Source organism: Streptomyces sp. NPDC056987 (assembly GCF_042673865.1).
In the GTDB taxonomy this organism is placed as follows: Bacteria; Actinomycetota; Actinomycetes; order Streptomycetales; family Streptomycetaceae; genus Streptomyces.
In genome coordinates, this window is the sequence record NZ_JBHURV010000029.1 from 14,554 (window position 1) to 34,965 (window position 20,412).

The window sequence follows — 20,412 nt, forward strand, 5'->3', positions numbered from 1 at the left end:
CGGGCTCACCGGGCCCGGACACAGGAAGGCGGCCGGACCGTGGAAGCACGGTCCGGCCGCCGTAGGCCTGGGTGGGGTGAGCTACGCGCTCGGTGCTTTCGCCGTCTCCGTACCGGCGTCCGTATCCACGTCGGCGCCCGTACCGGCCGGTCCCGCCGCCTCGGCCCGTTCCGCGCGGCGCAGCAGCAGCGCCGCCAGCATCCCGCCCGCGAGCACCGCGACCGCGCCGAAGAGCTGGCTGGTCTCCAGGCCCGAGGCGAAGCCGTCCGCGATACGCTGCCTGGCCGCCCCGCCGTCCGCCTCGGCCAGCACCGTGGGCAGCGACGCCGCTCCCACCGCGCCCGGGACGAGCGCCGCGAAGCGGGAGTTGAGCACCGCGCCGAGCGTGGCGACGCCGAGGCCGTTGCCGAACTCGCCGAGGGTGCCGTTCACCCCCGCGCCCACCCCGGCCTTCTCCGGCGGGATCGCGCTCATGATCGCGTTGGCCATCGCGGGCGTGGCCAGCGCGATGCCGGCGCCCATCACCACCAGGCCGAGCAGCATCCCCGTATACGCGTGGCCGCCCAGCACGGCGATCGCCGTCAGCCCCGCGGCGAGCATCGCCATCCCGATGGCGATGGTGAGCGGCGTGCCCAGCCGGGGCAGCAGCCGGGCCCCGACACCGGTGAGATTGAGCGCGACGACGGTGAGCGCGAGGGGAGCGGTCCGCAGGCCGGCCTCCAGCGGGCCGTAACCCAGCACGAACTGGAGGTGCTGCGTGAGCAGGAAGAGCGAGCCGCCCATCCCGAAGGCGATCAGAACCGCGCCCGCCACCGCCCCGACGAACCGCCGGTCGCGGAAGAAGCGCATGTCCAGCATCGGGTGCGGGATACGCAGCTCCCAGAGCACGAACGCGGTGAGTACGGTCACCCCGACCGCCCCGGAGACCAGGACCTGCCCCGACGCCCAGCCGTGCTCGGGGCCCGAGATGATCGCGTAGACCACCCCGGTCATCCCGATCGTGGAGAGCAGCGCGCCGAGCAGGTCGGGGCGGTCGCCCTCCTTGGTCTTCGACTCGGGTACGAGCGCGATCACCGCGGCCAGCCCCATGACGGCGACCGGGATGTTGATCAGGAAGATCGCGCCCCACCAGAAGTGGTCCAGCATCACCCCGCCGACCAGCGGTCCCACGGCGAAGCCGAGCGAGTTGACCGTGGCCCAGAGCGCGATGGCCCGCACCCGCTCCTGCTCGTCGAAGATCTGCACGACCACGGCGAGGGTGGTGGTGATCAGCAGCGCGCCGCCGACGCCCATGCCCGCCCGCGCCGCGATGAGCTGCTCGGAGGAATCCGCGAGACCGGCCACCAGCGATCCGATGCCGAACAGGGTGAGCCCCGCGACCAGCATCTTCTTCCGGCCGTACCGGTCGGCGGCGCTGCCCGCGGTGAGCAGCAGACCCGACTGGACCAGGGAGTAGGCGTTGATCATCCACTGGATGTCGGCGGTGGACGCGTCCAGCTCCCGGGTGAGGGAGGGGATCGCGACGTTCAGCACCGTGTTGTCGAGCAGCACCGTCAGCTGGGCCAGGCAGATGACGCCGAGGATGAGCCAGCGTTGCGGATGGCCCGACGGGGCTCTGCCCGCGTCGGTGGTCGTGACCGTCATGCGGCCCTGCCCTTCTTGTCCTTCTGGATACGTGTGTACGGAACCGTTCCGGCGGGCACCGACGCGGGCACAGCCGCCCCGGCGGGGAGCCCCGGTGGAGAGCCCCCGGTGGAGAGCCCTCGGCGGAGAGTCCCCGGCGGGGAGCCCCGCACCGGCCGTCGTCACCGAACCATCGAGGCGGCCACAGTCGTCGGACCCACGACATCCGTTCACACTCATGGCCCGGCACGGGCCCGGACAAGGAGTTTCCGTACAGCCCGAAACGCGCTTCCCGGCTTCGGTCGGGGCGCCGATCACGCCCCGCATAGGGTGGGGGCATGCAGGAGCAGTACCGGACCGTCGCCCGCACGGGCGTCCATGAGACCGAGGTCAACCGGTCGCGCTTCCTCTGTGCGCTGGGACCGGCGGCGACCGAGGAGGAGGCGCAGGAGTTCATCGCGCGCGTCCGCAAGGAGCACCCGACGGCCACGCACCACTGTTTCGCGTACGTGCTCGGCGCCGACGCCTCCGTGCAGCGGGCGAGCGACGACGGCGAACCGGGCGGCACGGCGGGCGCACCGATGCTCCAGATGCTGATGCGACGTGAGGTGCGCTACACGGTGGCCGTCGTCACCCGCTATTACGGCGGGGTCAAGCTCGGCGCCGGTGGCCTGATCAGGGCGTACGGGGGAGCGGTCGGCGAGGCGCTGGACGCCCTCGGGACCCGGATCAGGCGGCGCTTCCGGCGGGTCACCGTCACCGTCGACCACCAGCGCGCGGGCCGGCTGGAGAACGATCTGCGCGCCATGGGCCGCGCGGTGGGCGAGGTGCGGTACGCCGAGGCGGTGACGATCGAGCTGGGGCTGCCGGACGCGGAGGTCGACGCGTTCCGCGCGTGGCTCGCGGACACCACCGCGGGGACGGCCGTCCTGGAGCTGGGCGGGGAGGCGTACGGCGATGCCCCGACGGAGTGACCTGCTGAATCGACCGAACCAACCGAACCAACCGAACCAACTGGGCCAATCGGCCAAAAGGTGCGATCGGGAGGAATGTCTCTCTTGAGGTTTCTGCACACGTCGGACTGGCATCTCGGCCGGCCCTTCCACCGCGTGAACCTGCTCGACGCCCAGGCGGCCTTCCTCGACCACCTCGTGGCGACGGTCCGCACCCACGACGTCGACGCGGTCCTCGTCGCCGGTGACGTCTACGACCGGGCCGTACCGCCGCTCGCCGCCGTCGAGTTGTTCGACCGCGCGCTGCACCGCCTCGCCGGTGCCGGGGTGCCCACCGTCATGATCTCCGGCAACCACGACTCGGCCCGCAGGCTCGGCGTCGGAGCCGGGCTGATGGAGCGCGCGGGCATCCACCTGCGGACCGACCCGGCGGGCTGCGCCACCCCCGTCCTGCTGGCGGACGCCCATGGCGAGGTGGCCTTCTACGGGCTGCCCTATCTCGAACCGGCCCTGGTGCGGTCGGAGTTCGAGGCGTCGAAGGCCGGTCACGAGGCGGTGCTCGGGGCCGCGATGGAGCGCGTACGGGCCGACCTCGCCGCCCGCGCGCCCGGCACCCGCTCGGTCGTCCTCGCGCACGCCTTCGTCGTCGGCGGCGCGCCCAGCGACAGCGAGCGCGACATCACCGTCGGCGGGGTGGCGGCCGTGCCCGCCGGGGTCTTCGACGGTGTCGACTACGTCGCGCTCGGGCATCTGCACGGCTCCCAGACGCTCACCGAGCGCGTCCGCTACGCGGGCTCGCCCCTCGCCTACTCCTTCTCCGAGGCCGGTCACCGCAAGACGATGTGGCTGGTGGATCTCGGGCCCGCGGGGGTGATCGACGCCCGGCGGATCGACTGCCCGGTGCCGCGCTCCCTCGCCCGGATCCGCGGCCCGCTCGACGGACTGCTCGGTGATCCCGCCCTCGCCCGCCACGAGGAGTCCTGGGTCGAGGCGACCCTCACCGACGCCGTGCGCCCGGCCGAACCCATGGCGCGGCTCGCCGCGCGCTTCCCGCACACGATCAGCCTCGTCTTCGACCCCGAGCGGCCGGAGGGCGATCCGCTCGCCTCCTACGGCAGGCGCCTCGCGGGCCGTACCGACCAGCAGATCGCCGCGGACTTCGTGGCGCACGTACGGGGCGGGGCGGGGCCGGACGAGCGGGAACGCGTCGTGCTGGGCGGCGCGTTCGACGACGTACGGGTCGAGGCGACGGCGCGCGAGGTGGCCCCGTGAGACTGCACCGGCTGACCGTCACCGCCTTCGGTCCCTTCGCCACCACCCAGGAGGTCGACTTCGACGCGCTCTCCGGCGCCGGGCTCTTCCTGCTGCACGGCCCGACCGGCGCCGGAAAGACCTCCGTGCTGGACGCGGTCTGCTACGCGTTGTACGGGGCCGTACCGGGCGCCCGGCAGGGCCCCGGCACCACCCTGCGCAGCGACCACGCCCCCACCGGGGCCGTCACCGAGGTCGTCCTCGAACTGACCGTCGGCGGGCGGCGGCTGGAGATCACGCGGCGGCCCGCCCAGCTCCGCCCCAAGAAGCGCGTCAAGGGTTTCACCACCGAGAAGGCGCAGAGCCGGCTGCGGGAGTACGCCCCTGACGGCCACGGCCACGGCCACGGCGGAGCGTGGCGGGCCCTGAGCCGTTCCCACCAGGAGATCGGGGAGGAGATCAGTCAGCTCCTCGGCATGAGCCGGGAGCAGTTCTGCCAGGTCGTGCTCCTGCCGCAGGGCGACTTCGCCCGCTTCCTGCGCGCGGACGCGGAGGCGCGCGGCAGACTCCTCGGCGCCCTCTTCGACACCCGCAGGTTCGCCGCGGTCGAGGAGCGCCTCGCCGAGCTGCGGCGCGCCGCCGAGCACCGGGTACGCGCCGGTGACGACCGGCTCCTCGGCATCGCGCAGCGCATCGCGCAGGCGGCGGAGGGGAGTTCGGCCGCGGCGGCGGGCGGGGAGGTGCCGCAGCCGCCCGAGGGGAAGCCCGGTGACGCCGGGCTCGCGCCTGCCGTGCTCGCCTGGGCGGCGGTCGTACGCTGCGACGCCCACGAGCGGGCGGACATCGCGGCGTCCGGCCTCGCCCAGGCCGAAGACCGGCTGGCCGGGGCCCGGAGCGTACGGGACGCCGAGGACGAACTGGCCGCTCTCCAGGAGCGGTTCGCGGAGGCTCAGCGGCGCCGCGCCGCCCTTGAAGCGCGCCGCCCCGAGTACGAGCGCCACCGTACGCTGCTGGAGCGCGACCGCAAGGCCGAGCTCGTCGCCCCGGCGCTCGCCCTGCGCGACGAGGCGGAAGAGGCCCACCGCGCCGCCTCCGCCGCGCACGGGCGGACCAGGGACCTGCTGCCCCCGGAGCTGACCGACGCCGGGGCCGAGCAACTCGCCGCCCTGGAAGGGGCCGTACGCCAGGAGCTGGGCGCCCTCGACGCGGCGCGGCGGGTGGAGCGCCGCAGCGCGGAGATCACGGCCGAACGCGCCGAACTGGACCGGCAGGCGCGCGCCGACGACGACATCCTCCAGGAGGCGGCCGCCTGGCTGGCGGGCTGGGAGTCCGAACGGCGGGCCCTGCTCGACCGGGTGGAAGAGGCCCTGGAGGCGGCGACCCGCGCCGAACAACTGGCCGGACAGCTCGAACCGGCCGGGCGGCGACTGGCCGCGGCCCGGCGGCGCGACACTCTCGAAGGGGCCGTACGGGAGGCGGAGCGGCGGCTGCTGGCCGCGGGCACCCGCGTCAACGCCGCCCACGAGCACTGGCTCGACCTGCGGGAGCGACGCCTGAAGGGCATCGCCGCCGAACTGGCCGCCCGGCTCGTCGAAGGCGCTCCCTGCGCGGTGTGCGGCTCCGCCGACCACCCCGTCCCCGCGCGCCCCACGGACGACCAGGTCGATCCGGCGGCGGAGGACGCGGCCTTGGCGGAGTACCGGCGCTCCGGCGCGGCCCAGGAGGAGGCCGACCGCGCGCACGCCGCGCTCCGGGAACAGTACGCGACGGCCCGCACCCAGGCCGCCGACCCGTTCCAGCTGCGCGACCCGTCGCAGGCTGCCGACCCGTCCCAGGGCGGCGACGCGGCTGCCCACCCCCAGGACCCCACCGTCGATGAACTCGCCGCCTTCACCGGGCGGTTGGACCACCAACACACCGCGGCGCGCCAGGTCGCCGCCGGGGCGCACGCGGCACGCGAGGCCCTGGCCCGGGCGGAGCGCGAGTACGAGGGCCGGGTCACCGCGCAGCGGGAGGCCGAACGCCGTGCCGCCGCCCGGACCTCGCGGCGCGAGGCGCTGGAACGCGAACAGGGCTCGCTGCGAGCCGAGTTGAGCCGTGCCAGGGGAGAGGCCGCCACCGTCGCGGACCGGGCGGCCGAACTGGCGGGCCGGGCCCGGCTGCTGGCCGGGGCGGCGGAGACCGCACGCGCCGCCGACGCCACCGCGCTGCGCCTCAAGGAAGCCGACGGGCGTCTCGCCGGCGCCGCTTTCCGGGCCGGCTTCGACACCCCCGGCGCCGCCGCCGAGGCGCTGCTCGGCGCCGCCGACCGGCGTTCCCTCCAGCACCGTATCGACGACTGGCAGGCCGAGTCCGCCGCGGTCGCCGACCGGCTCGAGGAACCCGCGCCCCGGGAGGCCGCCGCGCGCCCGCCCGCCGACCCCGGCACCGCGCGGGCCGCCCATGACGCCGCCGAAGGCGCCCTGCGCGCCGCCTCGGCCCGGGGCGCCGCCGCGCGGGACACCCGGGAGCAACTCGCCGGGCTGTCCCGGCGGGCCGAGGCCGAGGTGCGCGGGCTCGGCCCCGTACGCGAGGAGTACGACCGGGTGGCCCGCCTCGCCGGGCTCACCGCGGGCACCTCGGCCGACAACGAACGCCGGATGCGCCTGGAGTCGTACGTCCTGGCGGCCCGCCTCGAACAGGTCGCGGCGGCCGCCACCGTGCGCCTCCAGCACATGTCCTCCGGGCGTTACGCCCTGTCCCACACCGACGCCCGCGCGGGCGGACAGCGCAGGTCCGGGCTCGGGCTGCATGTCGTCGACGCCTGGACCGGCAGCGCCCGCGACACCGCGACGCTCTCCGGCGGCGAGACGTTCTTCGCCTCCCTCGCGCTCGCGCTCGGCCTCGCGGACGTCGTCACGGACGAGGCCGGCGGCGTACGGCTGGACACGCTCTTCATCGACGAGGGCTTCGGCAGCCTGGACGAACAGACCCTGGACGAGGTCCTGGACGTACTCGACTCGCTGCGGGAACGGGACCGCAGCGTCGGCATCGTCAGCCATGTCGCGGACCTGCGCCGCCGTATCCCCACCCAACTGGAGATCGTCAAGGAACGGCACGGGTCCGCGGTGCGCCAACGCGTCGCCGGGGAGTGAACCGGCCCGCCCCCGGACGGTGCCACGGCGGCAGTGCCACCGCCACGGTGCCACGGCGGCAATGTCAGGGCAACGCCGTCACGGCAACGGTGTACGGGGCGCTCGCGTCGGCCGTGGTGCCCGTGGTGCCCCACTGCTCGGCGCCGGCCCCTTCCGCTTCCGCAGCCCGGGTGCCAGGGTCAGTGTGACGGTGACGGAGAGCACCGCCATGACGGCCGGCGCCGTCGGCACCGAGGTGAGCTGGGCGACGCCGCCCGCCAGCGCCGCGCCCACCCCCTGCATCGCGAGCATCCCCGAGGTGTGCAACCCGAGCGCGTGGCCGCTCAGTTCATCCGGAGTCAGGGACATCAGCCGCTCCTGGAGGACCAGGCTCGCGGCGAACCCCACCGAGGCCAGGGCCACGACCGCCGCCACGAGCGGCAGCGCAGGACGCAGGGCGAGCAGCGGATACGGCAGGGCGAGCAACAGCAGCAGCGGTACGCCGAGCCGCCCCCGCCACCGGCGCGGCACGAACCGGCCCACCGCGACGTCCCCGGCCAGCATGCCGCAGGCGCCGCAGGCGAAGAGGAGCCCCGCGTACCGGGGCGCGTAGGCGACGAAGAGCGATTCACAGCCGACGATCAGCCCGTTGGGCACCCACAGTGCGAGATAGACGGAGCGGCGGGGACGAGAGGACCACAGCAGTGTGTTGGTCCGCCAGGTCTCGGCGGGCGAGGGGCGCCCCGTCGTACGCGGCGGCCGGCCGCTGAGACCGAGGTAGGCGACGACCGCGGTGGCGAGGTGGAGAGCGGCGCCCGCGAGCAGGGTGCCGCGGGGCGACAGGGTGGTCACCAGCAGACCGCCGACCGCGAAGCCGCCGATCTGCGCCGCGCCCGCGCACAGGTTGAGCACGGAGCGCCCGAGCAGATAGCCGTCCCGCTCAAGGATCTCGTTGAGCAGCCCGTACCGCACCCCGCCGACCGGCGAGGCGACCGTACCGAGCAGGAACAGCACCCCGAACGAGGCCCCCACCGGCAGCCCGGGGACGGCCAGGACAGCGGTGCCGAGGGCGAACAGCAGCGACGTCCCGGCCAGCGTGGCACGCGGCGGCAGCCGGTCGGCCGCCGAGAGGAGTGTGGCCGCGCCGATCACCTGGGCGAGAGAGGGCCCGAACATGGCGAGCGCGGAGAGCAGCGGTGAACCGGTCGCCGAGTAGATCAGGGTGCCGAGCGCGAGCCCGCCGACCGTCTGGGCGCCGACCTGTCCGGCGGACATGAGGAACAGCGGGGTGAACTCGGGCACACGGAAGAGTTCGCGGTAGGTACGCATGATCGGAGTGTCGAGCGGCCCCGGCCGGGACGTTACTCTTTCGCGGGGAGGCGAAACATGGGCTGGTGGCAGATCAGCGCGGACACCCTCGCGAACAGCCGCTTCGTCGTCTCCGCCCTGGCCGAGACGGTCGCGAGCCTCAAGACCCTGGAGCGGGGCACGGCCGCGCACCCGGGCGAGCGCGCCTGGCTCGGGCTCCACCTGCCCGCCTACCGCGAGCGCCAGGCGGACGACCCGGTCGGCGCGCTGCTCGTACGGGCGGCGCTGGGGCGGCACTGGAACGCGGACTACCTCACGCCCACCCCGACCGGCGACGGCGACCAGCCCTTCGAGGACGAGGTGAGGCGCGTACGCGAGACGCCCGCCGACGCCGCCCGCGCCGATCTGACCGTATCGCTGAACGGCCCGCTCCCCGCCCGGCTGCACCGCTCCGACCTGCCGGAACGCACCGCCGAGGTACTGACGTGGGTGTGGACGCGGACCGTGCTGCCCACCTGGCCGAGGCGCCGCCGCGTCATCGAGGCGGACGTCGTCGCGCGTACGGCCAGGCTCGGCCGGGCCGGCTGGGCCGCGCCCCTGGACGGCATGCGTCCCGGGATGCGCTGGCTCGGCGGGAGCCGCCTCCAGATCAACACCAAGAACAACCCGCCGAGAGAACTGTCCGGGGCGCGCCTGATGTTCGTCCCCGTGACACCGGTCACCGGTTGGGTCTCCTGGGACGCGCCGCACCGTTACGCCGTGGTCTACCCCTGCTCAGGCGCCCTGGCCGAGGCGGACCGCACCCCCGTCCCCGAGAGCCTCGGCGCGCTGCTCGGTCCCGCGCGGGCGGGCGTCCTGGTCCTCCTCGACACCCCGAAGAGCACCACCCAACTGGTGGCCCTGACCGGCCAGGGCCTCGGCTCGGTCGGCCGCCATCTCAAGGTCCTCCTCGACGCCCGGCTGATACGCCGCCGCCGCGCCGGCCGGTCCGTGCTCTACTTCCGCACCGACGCGGGCGAGGTCCTGGTCAACGCCCAGCACGACGCCTGACCCGGCCCCCGGACAACGGCCCCGCACCCCAGGGAAAAACAAGGGGAAAACCACATGACAACCGCCCCCGCCCCGTCCATCATGGGCCCCTATGCCCGCACTTGAGCCACCCGCCCGCCGTGCCACCGGACGCCCCGTGGCACGGGAGACGGTCCGTGGCAGGGGCGCGTCAGTCCGTGGCGCCTGCCTCCGCGAGCGCGGTGAAGAGGTCCGTCAGGTCCGCCCCGGCCGGGGCTCCGCTCACCTGTCCGTCGCCCACCTCCACCACCCGCCACACCCCGTCCTTCCGCAGCGCCAGATCCGTCGTCAGGAACCGGCAGCCGAGGGCCCGTACGGCAGCGGCCACCGCCTCCAGCACCGGCGCCGCACCCCGCGTGGAGTCCAGGTCCGGCAGGTGGCCGGGGGTGTCCGGGTGGGGGGTGGTCAGGACCGGGGCGCCGTCCACCCACCACACGCGGGCCTCACCGCCGGGCGTGAACGGCTCGTACGCGCGCAGCACCACCCCGCCGGTCAACGAGTCCTCCTGAAGCGCGAAGAAGCGGTCCACCACCGCCATGAGGCGCTCGTGATCGGTGAGTTCGGGGACGAAGCAGGCCTCGTCCCACCGGTCCTTCCGGGACTTCACGTAGTCCTTGACGATCCCGGGGCCCGGTCCGAGGGGCGCCGCGAGCGCCGCCAGTTCCGCCCGCGCGGGGGGTTCGGCGGGTGGCCGCTCCTGCCAGACGCTCCGCGGCGTCAGGTCCGCGAACTCCGCGTACCAGCCGGGGAGTTCATGCGCGCGCCGGTACGAACCGGGGTCGGTGAGCAGTCGGCAGCCCCGTACCTCCATGCCGCGCGCCAGTTCCTCGTACGACGCGGGGGGCATCATCCACCCCCGGTACCAGTAGGGCCCCGAACCGCGCCGTACCCCCGCCAGCGCGCCCGCCGTGTCGCCGGAGAGCAGGGCGTGATGGTCGAGCAGCGCGAACGCCGAGTCGGGCGAGCGGGCCAGGGCCGCCTCGGCGGCGAACACCGGATCGGTCCGGACAGTCCGCAGCGGATCGGCGCAGAACAGAAAACCGGCTTCCATCGCATCCCCCAGACATTTCACACGCTTGAGTCGCACACCTTGTGACTGCCCTTTGACTGCCCTGTGATTGTCGCGGTTCCGGCGGAAGAGAATCAGAAGAGAACCAGGAGAGAACGTGTCCACGACCCCCGCACTCGACATCCGTCCCGCCCTCTCGGACGACGAGCTGAACGAACTCTTCGCCGCGTCGTGGCCGGACCACACCACGACGGCGTTCGCGCCCCTCCTCGACCGCAGCCTGCTCTGGGTGGCCGCCCGGCGCGCCGGGCGGCTCGTCGGGTACGTCAACGTCGTCGGCGACGGCGGACTGCACGCCTTCGTCCTCGACACCACCGTCCACCCCGACGAGCGCCGCCTGGGCCTCGGCCGCCGGCTCGTGCGGAGCGCGGCGGCCGAGGCGTGCGCGCGGGGCGCGCGCTGGTTCCATGTCGACTACGAACCGGCACTGGCGCCCTTCTACGCGAGCTGCGGTTTCCGGACGACCGAGGCCGGGCTCATGCCGCTCGTGCCACGCGGCTGAGCCCGGCCCGCCTCAGAGCTTCGACAGCTCGTCCACCAGATCGTCCAGACCCAGCGAGCCCTGCGACAGCGCGGCCATGTGCCACGCCTTCGCGTCGAACGCGTCGCCGTGCGCCGTGCGCGCGTTCTCCCGGCCCAGCAGCCAGGCGCGTTCGCCCAGCTTGTAGCCGATGGCCTGGCCCGGCATCGACAGATAGCGGGTCAGCTCGCTGCTGACGAAGTCCGCGGGCCGGCCGCTGTGGCCGCCGAAGAACTCCTCCGCCAGGGCGGGCGTCCAGCGCTCGCCCGGGTGGAACGGCGAGTCCGCCGGGATCTCCAGTTCCAGGTGCATCCCGATGTCCACGATCACCCGGCAGGCCCGCATCATCTGCGCGTCCAGATAGCCGAGCCTGCGCTCCGCGTCCGGCAGGAAGCCCACCTCGTCCATGAGTCGTTCCGCGTAGAGCGCCCAGCCCTCGGCGTTGGCGCTGACCTGCCCCACCGACGCCTGATAGCGGGAGAGCTGGTCCGAGACATGCGTCCACTGCGCGATCTGGAGATGGTGGCCCGGGACGCCCTCGTGGTACCAGGTCGACACCAGGTCGTACACCGGGAAGCGGGTCTCGCCCATGGTCGGCAGCCAGGTGCGGCCGGGGCGTGAGAAGTCCTCGGAGGGGCCGGTGTAGTACGGGGCCGCCGCGCCGCCGGGCGGGGCGATGCGGGACTCCACGCGGCGTACCCGCTCGGCGAGTTCGAAGTGTGTGCCGTCCAGCGCGTCGATCGCCTCGTCCATCAGCTTCTGGAGCCAGATCCTGACCTCGTCGACGCCCTCGATGTGCGCGCCGTGCACATCGAGATGGGCCAGCGCCTCCCAGGGGCCCGCGCCCGGCAGGATCTTCCCCGCCTCGTCCTTCATCTCGGCGAGCAGCCGGTGGTACTCCGACCAGCCGTACGCGTACGCCTCGTCCAGGTCCAGGTCCGTACCGTTGTAGTAGCGCGCCCAGCGGGCGTAGCGCTCCCGGCCCACGGTGTCGGGCGCGTCCTCGACGGCCGGGGCGTACACCTCACGCATCCAGTCGCGCAGTTCCGCCACGGCGGCGGTCGCCGCGTGGGCGGCGGCGTCCAGTTCGGTACGGAGCGAGTCGGGGCCGGCCGCGGCGAACTCCTCGAACCAGCCCCGGTCCGTACCCGCCCACTCCGTGAGCTGTTCGACGAAGGTCGCCGTCGCGCGCGGCCCGGCCGGCAGCTTGCGCTCGATGCCCAGGGCCAGCGACGCGCGGTACCCCTCCAGCGCGGCGGGCACGGCACGCATCCGCGCGGCGAGCGCCGCCCAGTCCGACTCGGTCTCCGCGGGGGTCACGCTGAAGGCGTTGCGGATGAAGTGCGGGGCGGAGTGGAGGTTGCTGACCTCGCGCAGCCCTTCGTCCGTGTCGTGGACGGCGAGGAACGCGGTGAGCCGCTCACGCAGCAGCCGGCCGCAGCGCCGCTCGGCATCGCTGTCGGCGCCCGGCAGGGTCTCGGCCTCGTCGAGCCGGGCGAGCGTGGCCCGGGCGAGATCGGCGCGGGCCTGCTGACCGGCAGGGGAGAAGTCGGGGAGGCGGCGGGAGGATTCCGCCACGCCGAGATAGGTCCCGGTGATCGGGTCGAGTTCGATGAGCGCGTCGACGTAGGCGTCGGCGACCTGGCGGGGCAGCGCGCTGCCGGCTGTGTCTGACATGGCGCCATCCTCTCCGACCCGGACGGCCGCGTCACTTCACCTTCTCCGGTGCACGGTCGGAATGGCTGATCAGATGGGCCGGCGGAGACGGGCGGCCCGGCGCCGCCCGCGTCGTACGCCTCGGGACGGCGCGGGCAGGCCACGACGGACACCGGAATCCGGCCTTCTCCGTGCGGCGAAACGGCCGGTCAATTCCGCCGGATACGGACCGGCCCGGGCCCGGAACCGAGGGGGAGCGGTGCCCGCGGCCCTGAACCGACTTTGGCCGGATCCTTACACTCGCGCGCCGCCGGACGGCGGGGTGGGGGCGGCGGCATGACCGAGGGGCGGCACGACGGGGCGGCGCCGGGCGGCGGCGGGCCGCCGCCCGGCGGGCGTCACGGAGTGGTCCGGTCGAACAGCCCGGAGTCGTGGTACGAGGGACGGGGCGACCCGCCCGGGGCGGCCTGCTCCAGCCGGGCCGTGATCACGAGCGTGCCCTCGTCGATCTGGTAGTCCAGCGGCAGCCCGAGGTCGCGCATGGCCGCGACCATGCCCGTGTTGGACGCCTGGGTCACCGCGTACACGCTGCCCGAGCGGGCCTCGACGGCGAGCGCGACGAGCCGGCGCAGCAGTTCGGAGCCGATGCCGCGCCGCTGCCAGGTGTCCTCGACGATCAGCGCGACCTCGGTCTCGTCGCCGTCCCAGAGGAGATGGCCGAGCGCGACGAGTCGCCCCGAGGCGGTCTGGACGGCGAGCGTCCGTCCGAAGCGCGGGCTGAGCAGGTGCGTCAGATAGCGGTCGGCGTCACCCACCGGGCCGTGGTAGCGCAGGCCCAGGGTGCGCGGCGTGCAGCGGCTGTGCATGGCGAGCGCGGCGTCGAGGTCGGCGATGTCGGCCCGGCGGACGGTGATCTCCTCGCCCTCGGGGAGGGTGAGCACGTCCTGGCTGCGGGGGATGCGCGGGCCGAGCCGGGTGTCCAGCTCCACCAGCGCGTGGGCGCGGGCGAACTCGGTGGGGGTGAAGGGGAGGTACGGGCGCTCTATGGTGATGCTGCCGCCGTGCGGGTCCCGCAGCCGCATCTCCGTACCGTCCTGTCCGTCGATGCCCTCGCACTCACCCTCCGGGCCGTCCTGGTCGGACGCCTGTCCGCCCGTGGATCCCGCGGGCCGGGAGTGGATGGTGCACCGTCCCAGCAACTGTCGCAGCGCGAGAGGGAGTTCGGCACCGTCCAGCGCCGTGCGCGTGGCGAGGCCGAGCACCCGGGTGGGGGTGTCCACCAGGTCGTGCGCGTCGGCCCGCTCGATCCAGGTGGCGGTGCCGCCCGCGGCCGAGACCTCACGGACGAGGTCCTTCGCCTGGAGCGACGCCGGGGCGCGCAGCAGGAATTCGTCGACCGTGCCGTCGGCCAGCGGGTGGGTCCCCAGGGTGAGGATGTCCACCCGGTGCGTCGCGAAGGTGACGCACAGCGCGGCCAGGCTGCCCGGTTCGTCCTTCACGGTCGTCCGCATCCGCCACAGGGCCGTCTCCTCCGGCTCCGCCCCCTCCCGTACGTCCGGTGCCGTGGCCGGGGCGGAGGCGGGCGGTCCGTCTCCGCCGGACGCCGGTGGCGCGTGCCCGTGCCTCCGTGCCCACCAGGTGTGGAACGCGGCCGTGGCAATGAGCGCCACGGCCGAGGCGACCAGCAGGAACCCGCCGTCGGGTCCGTGCGCGATCAGGTTCGCCAGCGCGTCGGCGACTGCCACCGCGGTGAACAGGGCGGCCAGCTCGACGAGATCCCGCCGCCAGTGGTGGGGGCGGCGGGCACTCTTCGCGGAAGTCACATTGGTCATGACCTCACTCTGACCGAACGGTGTTGCGTGATCACGAACGGTTTGTGACTGATGGGTTAAGGCTGGATCTGTTCCCTTTTGAGCCATCTTTGGCCATTTATGGCGCGGAGTGATCGTTCCCCTGACGGATCGCGACCAGAAGTCGGGAGGCTTGTGTGATCACCTGTGAGGTGCCCCGACGTCCGGCGAGCTCCGCCAGCCCCGGTATCTCCTCGGAGCCCCCGCCGCGCTCCACGCAGTCGGCGGCCACGGACAGTATCTCCCCGAGCCCGGGGTGCGTGGCCGAGGAGCGCGAGCCGCCCCCCGACGCCGCCGGCTCGGGGGCGAGCAGGGCGGGCAGGGCCGGCAGCAGCACCGAGGCGACCGTTCCGTACGCACCCGTCGCGGCCGCCGTACGGGCCGCGTCGGCCAGCCGGTTGATCTTCATGTCCGACGAGATCACCAGCGCGGCCAGCTCCTCGCTCAGCATCGGCCCGGACAGCTCGCCCCGGGCCGCGAGCACCAGCAGCGCGTCCACGGCCGGCAGCCGGTCCTGCGGATGCCGGGCGCCCAGCCCGTACGCCAGCCCCCGGTGCAGACACCGGCCCACCGGCCCCCCTCGCTCGGCGAGCAGGGGCAGCCACCAGGTCCCGCCCCGCTCATCGTCCCGCGCGCTCGACGCGGACTCGGTGAGCAGCCGGGCGGCCAGCGCCTCCCGGTCCTGGGGCAGGACCGCCGTCCAGTGGCTGCCCCGCAGCCCGTCCCAGTGGTAGCAGGCCTGCACCCTCCGCGGCCCCGGGTGGCCGAGCCAGTGGAACGACTCGGGGAACTCCCGCCGCACGGCCGACAGCTCCTCCCGCTCGGTCTTCTCGGTCGTCTCGCTCTTCTCGGGCTCCCTCCGGTTCGGCCACACGGTCCCCGCGACCTCCGCGGGCCGCGGAGGCTCCGCCATCGGCCGAAGGGCCGGTACGGGAGCGCCGTCCGCCGTGAGCCAGGCGACGAGCCGGTCCGCCTCCGGCGTGCCGAGCTCCGCCGCCGCGCGCACCGCCGCCGGATCCCCGCCCCGGTCCACCCGCAGCAGCGCCTGGGCGAAATCGGCCGGCCCCGGCGTCGCGCCCAGCCGTCGGTACTCCCGCAGCCGCTCGACGAGAACCCCGGCATCCAGCGCCCCCGTCTCCCAACTCGGGAAGGCGAGTACGAAGGGCGGCGGCTTCGCGTGCACCAGAGACGCCGCCTCCCGCAGCCGGGCGTCGATCACCCCGACGAGCGGGGAGTGCGCGCACGACCGGCCGGTCTTTCCCTGGTTGGACGAGGCGTGCAGCGTCCGCGTGGACAGCCGGTCGAGCAGCGCGGCGGCCACCACCTCCAGGTCGCAGATGTTCCGGGTGAACCACTGGTCGCGGTCCCGGCGGTCCTCGTCCTTCAGCCACCAGCACCCCGCCAGCGCCGGGCGCAGCGCGGCCACCAGCGCCCCCCGGTCCCGGGACGCGTGTCTGACCAGGCCGTCCAGCGCCCGCTCGAACGCCGGCATCTCACCCGGCGAGGCGATGAACGCCGCCACTTCCTCGACCAGTTCGGCCAGATCCGCCGGGGCGGGCGCCAGCGCCACCCGCTCCGGGACGGGCGGCAGGATCTCCACGTACGGCGCCGCGCCCGCCGACGGAACGTCACCGAAGATCTCGCCCGCCCGGGGGTGGTGGACCGGACTGAGCAGCGCCGCCGCCTCCGCCACCTCGGCACGCCGGTCCGCGTCCAGGGCCGGGTGATGCCGGGCCACCAGCTTCAGCGCCCGCTCCTGGACACCGGTGTCCTCGTGCCCGAACGCCTCCGCGACCACCGGCAGCAGCTCGCCCGCCGCGCCGGAGTCGGCCCGCAGCACCTTGCCCAGCAGCACCAACTGCGCCCGCACCAGCTTCTTCTCCGGCCGGAAGAGCATCGAGGCGGACAGATCCGCGAGGCTCCGTACGGGCAGCGCCCCGGAGAGCGCGAGCCGGCCCAGCACCTCCTGGGCGTGCCCCGCCACGGCCACCGGACCGTCCGCCGCCATGCCGATCCAGTCGCCGGTACGGTCCAGCTCCTCCTCCGCCGTCAGCGTCAGCCGGCGCAGCAGACGCAGGAAGAACGCCAGCGCGCCCGGCCGCCCGCCGCGCAGCAGCCGCGCCACCGTCGCGTCCACCAGCACCCGACGCTCCACCACCCCCTCGTCCGCGAGGACGGCGAGCACCGAAGGCCAGTGGTGCGCCTCGTCCGGATCGTTCTGCCAGGCGAGCGGCCCGGACAGCTCGGCCGTCTCGAACAGCCGCGGCACCATGATCCGTACGTCGGGGTCCGTACGCAGCGCGGGGAGCAGCTCGCCGTGCGAGGGCAGCGCCGCCGCCCAGCCATGCACATAGCCGTCCGTGGTCGGCACCTGACACCCCGCCAGACGGACCAGCTCCGTGATCAGCCGGTAGTCCAGCGCGGCCGTCGACGGCCGATCCGCGAGCCGGTGGGCGACATCGCCCAGCCACCGCGGGTCACGGTCGGCGAGGACATCGATCAGCAGCTGGTGCGGGAGCGACGAGCTGACCCGCAGATCGCGGGCGCTGATCCAGGCCGCCGCGGCCGCCGCGCCCGTCAGGCATCCGGCGCCCGCCACCACCAGCGCGCACCCGACCTTCTGGCGCTCCTGCCACCGCCGGAACCCCCAGTCGCGCAGCTCCGCGCGGAGCGCCTTCAGCGCGGCCAGCTCCGTCTTCCGCTCCGCGGCGGTCAGCGGCTTCACCAGCCCGGGAACGGCCGCGACCCGCCCCGCCCCGACGGCGTCGAGCAGCGCGCTCATCGCGCACCGCCCGTGGTCACCACGGCCGCGCGGCGCGCCATCCGGACCGCGAGCGCGTGCTTGCACGGCCCCCGGCGCCCCCGGTGGTCGGCCCACCACCGGCATGTGCAGCTCGGCACACCGCCCGACTCGCGCACCTGATAGCGGCGTTCACCCGAGACGACGGAGGAGACGGAGGAGATAGAGGAGACGGAGGAGAGGGAAGGGGCGGACGAGACGGACGCCGGCGACGCGGCCCGGGCCGGCCCGTCGTCCAGCGTCACCGCCCCGTCGGCGAGCAGGGCGCGCGCCGCGACCAGCCGCGGGTTGTGCCGCTCCACGCGCCCCGCGTCGTACGGCAGCTCCCGGTGGAAGTACGCCGCGTCCGCGACGTCGTAGCCGACCCGGCCCGCCGTGCCCAGCCGGGTCAGCGCGGCCCGTACCCGCTCCACCGTCAGCCCCGACTCCGCCGCCAGCTCCGCCGGATCGATCCGCGGCTCCCACGCCAGCAGCACCGACACCAACTCGGCGTCCCCGGCCGCCTCCTCGGTGGCCAGCGCCTCCAGCACACCGCCCTCGCCGGAGAAGCCGCGCGCAGCTTCCGGCGACAGCGTGAGCGTCAGCCGCATCCCCGGCAGCACCGCTTCCCAGGCGCTCGACACCGCCGCCCCGTCCGTCACCGGCGGTCCGTACACCCGCAGCGCCGTCGCGTCCCGCAGCACCCGCTGCAACGCCGCCAGCCGCTCGGGACCCGGCAGGCAGACGGCGCCCGGCACCGGCCGGGTCGTCGGCCGCAGGGTCCGCCCCGCCGGCACCACCCACAGGGCCCCGCGCGACGCACTGCCCCCGCCGCGGGGCAGCGAGCGCAGGAAACGCACCGCCTCGGCCCCGGTCAGCTCCGCCCGCAGATCGAACCCGGCGGTGACCACCTGCGCCTCGGCGAACCCCCGCAGCCAGCGGTCCGGCAGCGGAACCTTCTTCTCCACCACCGCCCCGCCGACCGTCGTGACCGCCAACTCGTCCGGCCCCACGCGCAGATGCAGCGGATCGTCACCGGTCATCCGGGACAGCGCCTCGCGCAGCGGATTGTTCACATCCACATTGGTCGTGCCGTGGCCCGTCGCCGCGCCGTCGAGCCCGTCCTCCAGCACATCCAGCCGCGCGTACACCCCGCAGCAGCCGGAGAACGACTCGAAGCGCAGCCGGTCGCCGTTCCCCGTCACCACCGGGTCCAGCGAGGCCCCCGGCACCCGCTGGTGGTACCGCGCCCCCGCCACGTCCGCGACGGCCAGCAGGCCGCGCGCCGCCGCCCGCGGCGAGGACAGGAACCCGGAGAAGAAGCGCGGATGCGCCTCGGTACCGGCCGGGGTGAGCCCGCCCGACGTCTCCAGGCCGAGCAGCCGTCCGCCCTGGGTCTGTTCCAGGGCGGACGGACGGGAATAGGCCAGAGCCTGTGTGGATCGCGTCATGGGAAAACCGTAGACGCGCCCACTGACAATCAGCCTGAGCTGGGAAAACCCCGCTTTCCGACCGGATTTACTGGCCGACCTTGCCTGGCTGGAGCACCTTCGTGAACAGCACCGTGCCGCCCTGCTCCCGCAGCCGCACCGTCAACTCGCCGCTGGCGCCGTCGATCTCCACCTCGCCGAAGAGCGGAGGCGTCTCCATCGGCGAGAGGTTCGAGCCCGTCGGCGCCTTCACGAAGACCCGGTCCGGGCCGAAGGTCCCGTCCAGCGCGCTCGCCGGGAACTGACCCGCCGCGATGGGGCCCGTGACGAACTCCCAGAAGGGCTCGAAGTCCTTGAAGGCGGCCCGCTCCGGCAGGTAGTGCTGCGCCGACGTGTGGTGCACGTCCGCCGTCAGCCACAGCGTGCCCGTGATCCGCCGGTGCTTGATGTACCGCAGCAGCTCGGCGACCTGGAGCTCCCGGCCGAGCGGCGCGCCCGGGTCGCCCTGCGCGACCGCCTCGATGTTCGCCGTACCGTCCGGCACGACGAGACCGATCGGCATGTCGGCGGCGATGACCTTCCACACCGCGCGCGAGCGCGACAGCTCGCGCTTGAGCCACTGGAGCTGCTCCGCGCCGAGGATGCCGGTGGTGTCGTCGGGCTGCCGGCCGGGCGAGTTGGCGTTGCGGTAGGTCCGCATGTCGAGGACGAAGACGTCCAGCAGCGGACCGTGGTTGATCACCCGGTGCACCCGCCGGTCCGTGCCGCGCGCGTGCAGCGTCGAGATGGGGAAGTACTCGCGGAACGCCTGGCTCGCGTAGCCGGCGAGCACGTCCACGTTCTTCTCGGTGTAGCGGGCGTCGTCCAGGATCTGGCCCGGGTACCAGTTGTTGCGCACCTCGTGGTCGTCCCACTGGGTGATGGAGGGCACCTCGGAGTTGAAGCGCCGGACGTTGTGGTCCAGCAGGTTGTAGCGGAAGTTGCCCCGGTACCCGGCCAGGGTCTCGGCGACCTTCGCCTTCTCCTCGGTGGTGACGTTGCGCCAGACGCGGCCGTCGGGCAGCGTCACGCTCGGCTCGATCACCCCGTCCGCGTAGATGTTGTCGCCGCTGGACAGGAAGAAGTCCGGGGCGAGCCGGCGCATCTCCTCGTAGATGGTGAAGCCGCCGATGTCGGGGTTGATCCCCCAGCCCTGCCCCGCGATGTCGCCCGACCAGACGAAGCGCACGTCCTGACGGCGTTTCGCGGGCGCCGTACGGAACGTGCCGTACACCGGTTCGCCGGTACGGCGCGGGTCGTCGGGGTCCGCGAGCGTCACCCGGTAGTGGACCCGCTCGCCCGCCGGGAGCCCGCGCAGCGGGACCGTACCGGTGAAGTCGCTGCCGGCGCCGAGCAGAGGACCGCGCACGGTGTGCGCGCGGCGGAAGGACTCGGTGGCCGAGGTCTCCACGATCATCCGGGCGGGCCGGTCCGACCGTACCCACACCAGTCCGGAGGAGGTCGTGATGTCGCCCGCCTGTACGCCCCAGCCCGCGCGCGGCCGGCCCGACAGGGCCTGCGCGGGCGCCGCGCCGCCCAGTACGGCGGCGCCGGGCAGCGCCAGCGCGGCCGAGGCGGCGAGCGAACCGCGCAGCACGCCGCGCCGGCCGGGATGGCGCGCGGCGTCGGAGGCGGAGGGGGAGGAGGCCGGGGAGGAAGGGGGAAGCTGGCTGTTCTGGGGGCCGTACGGCATCGATGCGTCTCCTGGGCGAGTGGTGACCCTGGCCGAGTGGTGACCGGAGTGTCCTGCCAT

13 protein-coding genes are annotated in these 20,412 nt (G+C 74.3%); 5 read left to right on the top strand and 8 right to left on the bottom strand.

The window, feature by feature from the left end; genetic code table 11:
- Positions 1-81: 81 nt before the first annotated feature.
- The gene (locus tag ACFTZC_RS28765; RefSeq protein WP_382894565.1) at positions 82-1,644 is read right to left on the bottom strand and encodes an MFS transporter; all 1,563 of its coding nucleotides are present in this window, start codon (positions 1,642-1,644) and stop codon (positions 82-84) included.
- 317 nt (positions 1,645-1,961) lie between these two features.
- Between ACFTZC_RS28765 and ACFTZC_RS28770 the strand changes: the two genes are divergently transcribed.
- From ACFTZC_RS28770 to ACFTZC_RS28780, 3 genes are all read left to right on the top strand, one after another.
- Complete coding sequence (locus ACFTZC_RS28770; protein WP_382894567.1) at positions 1,962-2,597, top strand: YigZ family protein; 636 nt, start codon at positions 1,962-1,964, stop codon at positions 2,595-2,597.
- An 84-nt stretch (positions 2,598-2,681) separates the two neighbouring features.
- A complete protein-coding gene (locus ACFTZC_RS28775) occupies positions 2,682-3,848 on the top strand; it encodes an exonuclease SbcCD subunit D (protein ID WP_382894568.1) in 1,167 nt (388 codons plus the stop codon).
- Positions 3,845-6,961: an AAA family ATPase gene (locus tag ACFTZC_RS28780; RefSeq protein WP_382894570.1), complete on the top strand. Its 3,117-nt coding sequence runs from the start codon at positions 3,845-3,847 to the stop codon at positions 6,959-6,961. Before ACFTZC_RS28775 ends, ACFTZC_RS28780 begins: the two co-directional genes overlap by 4 nt.
- A 78-nt stretch (positions 6,962-7,039) precedes the next feature.
- On the opposite strand, the gene ACFTZC_RS28785 is transcribed toward ACFTZC_RS28780, so the two are convergent.
- Positions 7,040-8,269, bottom strand: coding sequence for an MFS transporter (locus ACFTZC_RS28785; RefSeq protein WP_382894572.1), 1,230 nt, complete (start codon positions 8,267-8,269; stop codon positions 7,040-7,042).
- A gap of 57 nt (positions 8,270-8,326) precedes the next feature.
- On the opposite strand from ACFTZC_RS28785, the gene ACFTZC_RS28790 reads away from it, so the two are divergent.
- Positions 8,327-9,298, top strand: coding sequence for a transcriptional regulator (locus ACFTZC_RS28790; RefSeq protein ID WP_382894574.1), 972 nt, complete (start codon positions 8,327-8,329; stop codon positions 9,296-9,298).
- 169 nt (positions 9,299-9,467) lie between these two features.
- Here the strand turns inward: ACFTZC_RS28790 and ACFTZC_RS28795 are convergent, their stop codons facing one another.
- Positions 9,468-10,367 (bottom strand): ATP-grasp domain-containing protein, encoded by a 900-nt coding sequence (locus ACFTZC_RS28795; protein WP_382894576.1) that lies wholly within the window; start codon positions 10,365-10,367, stop codon positions 9,468-9,470.
- A 115-nt stretch (positions 10,368-10,482) separates the two neighbouring features.
- Between ACFTZC_RS28795 and ACFTZC_RS28800 the strand changes: the two genes are divergently transcribed.
- The gene (locus tag ACFTZC_RS28800; protein ID WP_382894578.1) at positions 10,483-10,887 is read left to right on the top strand and encodes a GNAT family N-acetyltransferase; all 405 of its coding nucleotides are present in this window, start codon (positions 10,483-10,485) and stop codon (positions 10,885-10,887) included.
- 12 nt (positions 10,888-10,899) lie between these two features.
- Here the strand turns inward: ACFTZC_RS28800 and ACFTZC_RS28805 are convergent, their stop codons facing one another.
- The 5 genes from ACFTZC_RS28805 to ACFTZC_RS28825 all read right to left on the bottom strand — a co-directional run bounded on the left by ACFTZC_RS28805 (position 10,900) and on the right by ACFTZC_RS28825 (position 20,352).
- Entirely contained in the window at positions 10,900-12,582 is a 1,683-nt protein-coding gene (locus ACFTZC_RS28805; RefSeq protein ID WP_382894579.1) for a DUF885 domain-containing protein, read from the bottom strand.
- 377 nt (positions 12,583-12,959) lie between these two features.
- A complete protein-coding gene (locus tag ACFTZC_RS28810) occupies positions 12,960-14,393 on the bottom strand; it encodes a GNAT family N-acetyltransferase (protein ID WP_382894581.1) in 1,434 nt (477 codons plus the stop codon).
- Positions 14,394-14,490: 97 nt separating this feature from the next.
- Positions 14,491-17,193 carry a DUF6493 family protein gene (locus ACFTZC_RS28815; protein WP_382894583.1) on the bottom strand — a complete coding sequence of 901 codons (2,703 nt, stop codon included), beginning with the start codon at positions 17,191-17,193 and terminating at the stop codon, positions 14,491-14,493.
- Positions 17,190-18,641 (bottom strand): SWIM zinc finger family protein, encoded by a 1,452-nt coding sequence (locus ACFTZC_RS28820; RefSeq protein ID WP_382894584.1) that lies wholly within the window; start codon positions 18,639-18,641, stop codon positions 17,190-17,192. Before ACFTZC_RS28820 ends, ACFTZC_RS28815 begins: the two co-directional genes overlap by 4 nt.
- A 67-nt stretch (positions 18,642-18,708) precedes the next feature.
- Positions 18,709-20,352: an alkaline phosphatase D family protein gene (locus tag ACFTZC_RS28825; RefSeq protein WP_382894586.1), complete on the bottom strand. Its 1,644-nt coding sequence runs from the start codon at positions 20,350-20,352 to the stop codon at positions 18,709-18,711.
- Positions 20,353-20,412: the final 60 nt, after the last annotated feature.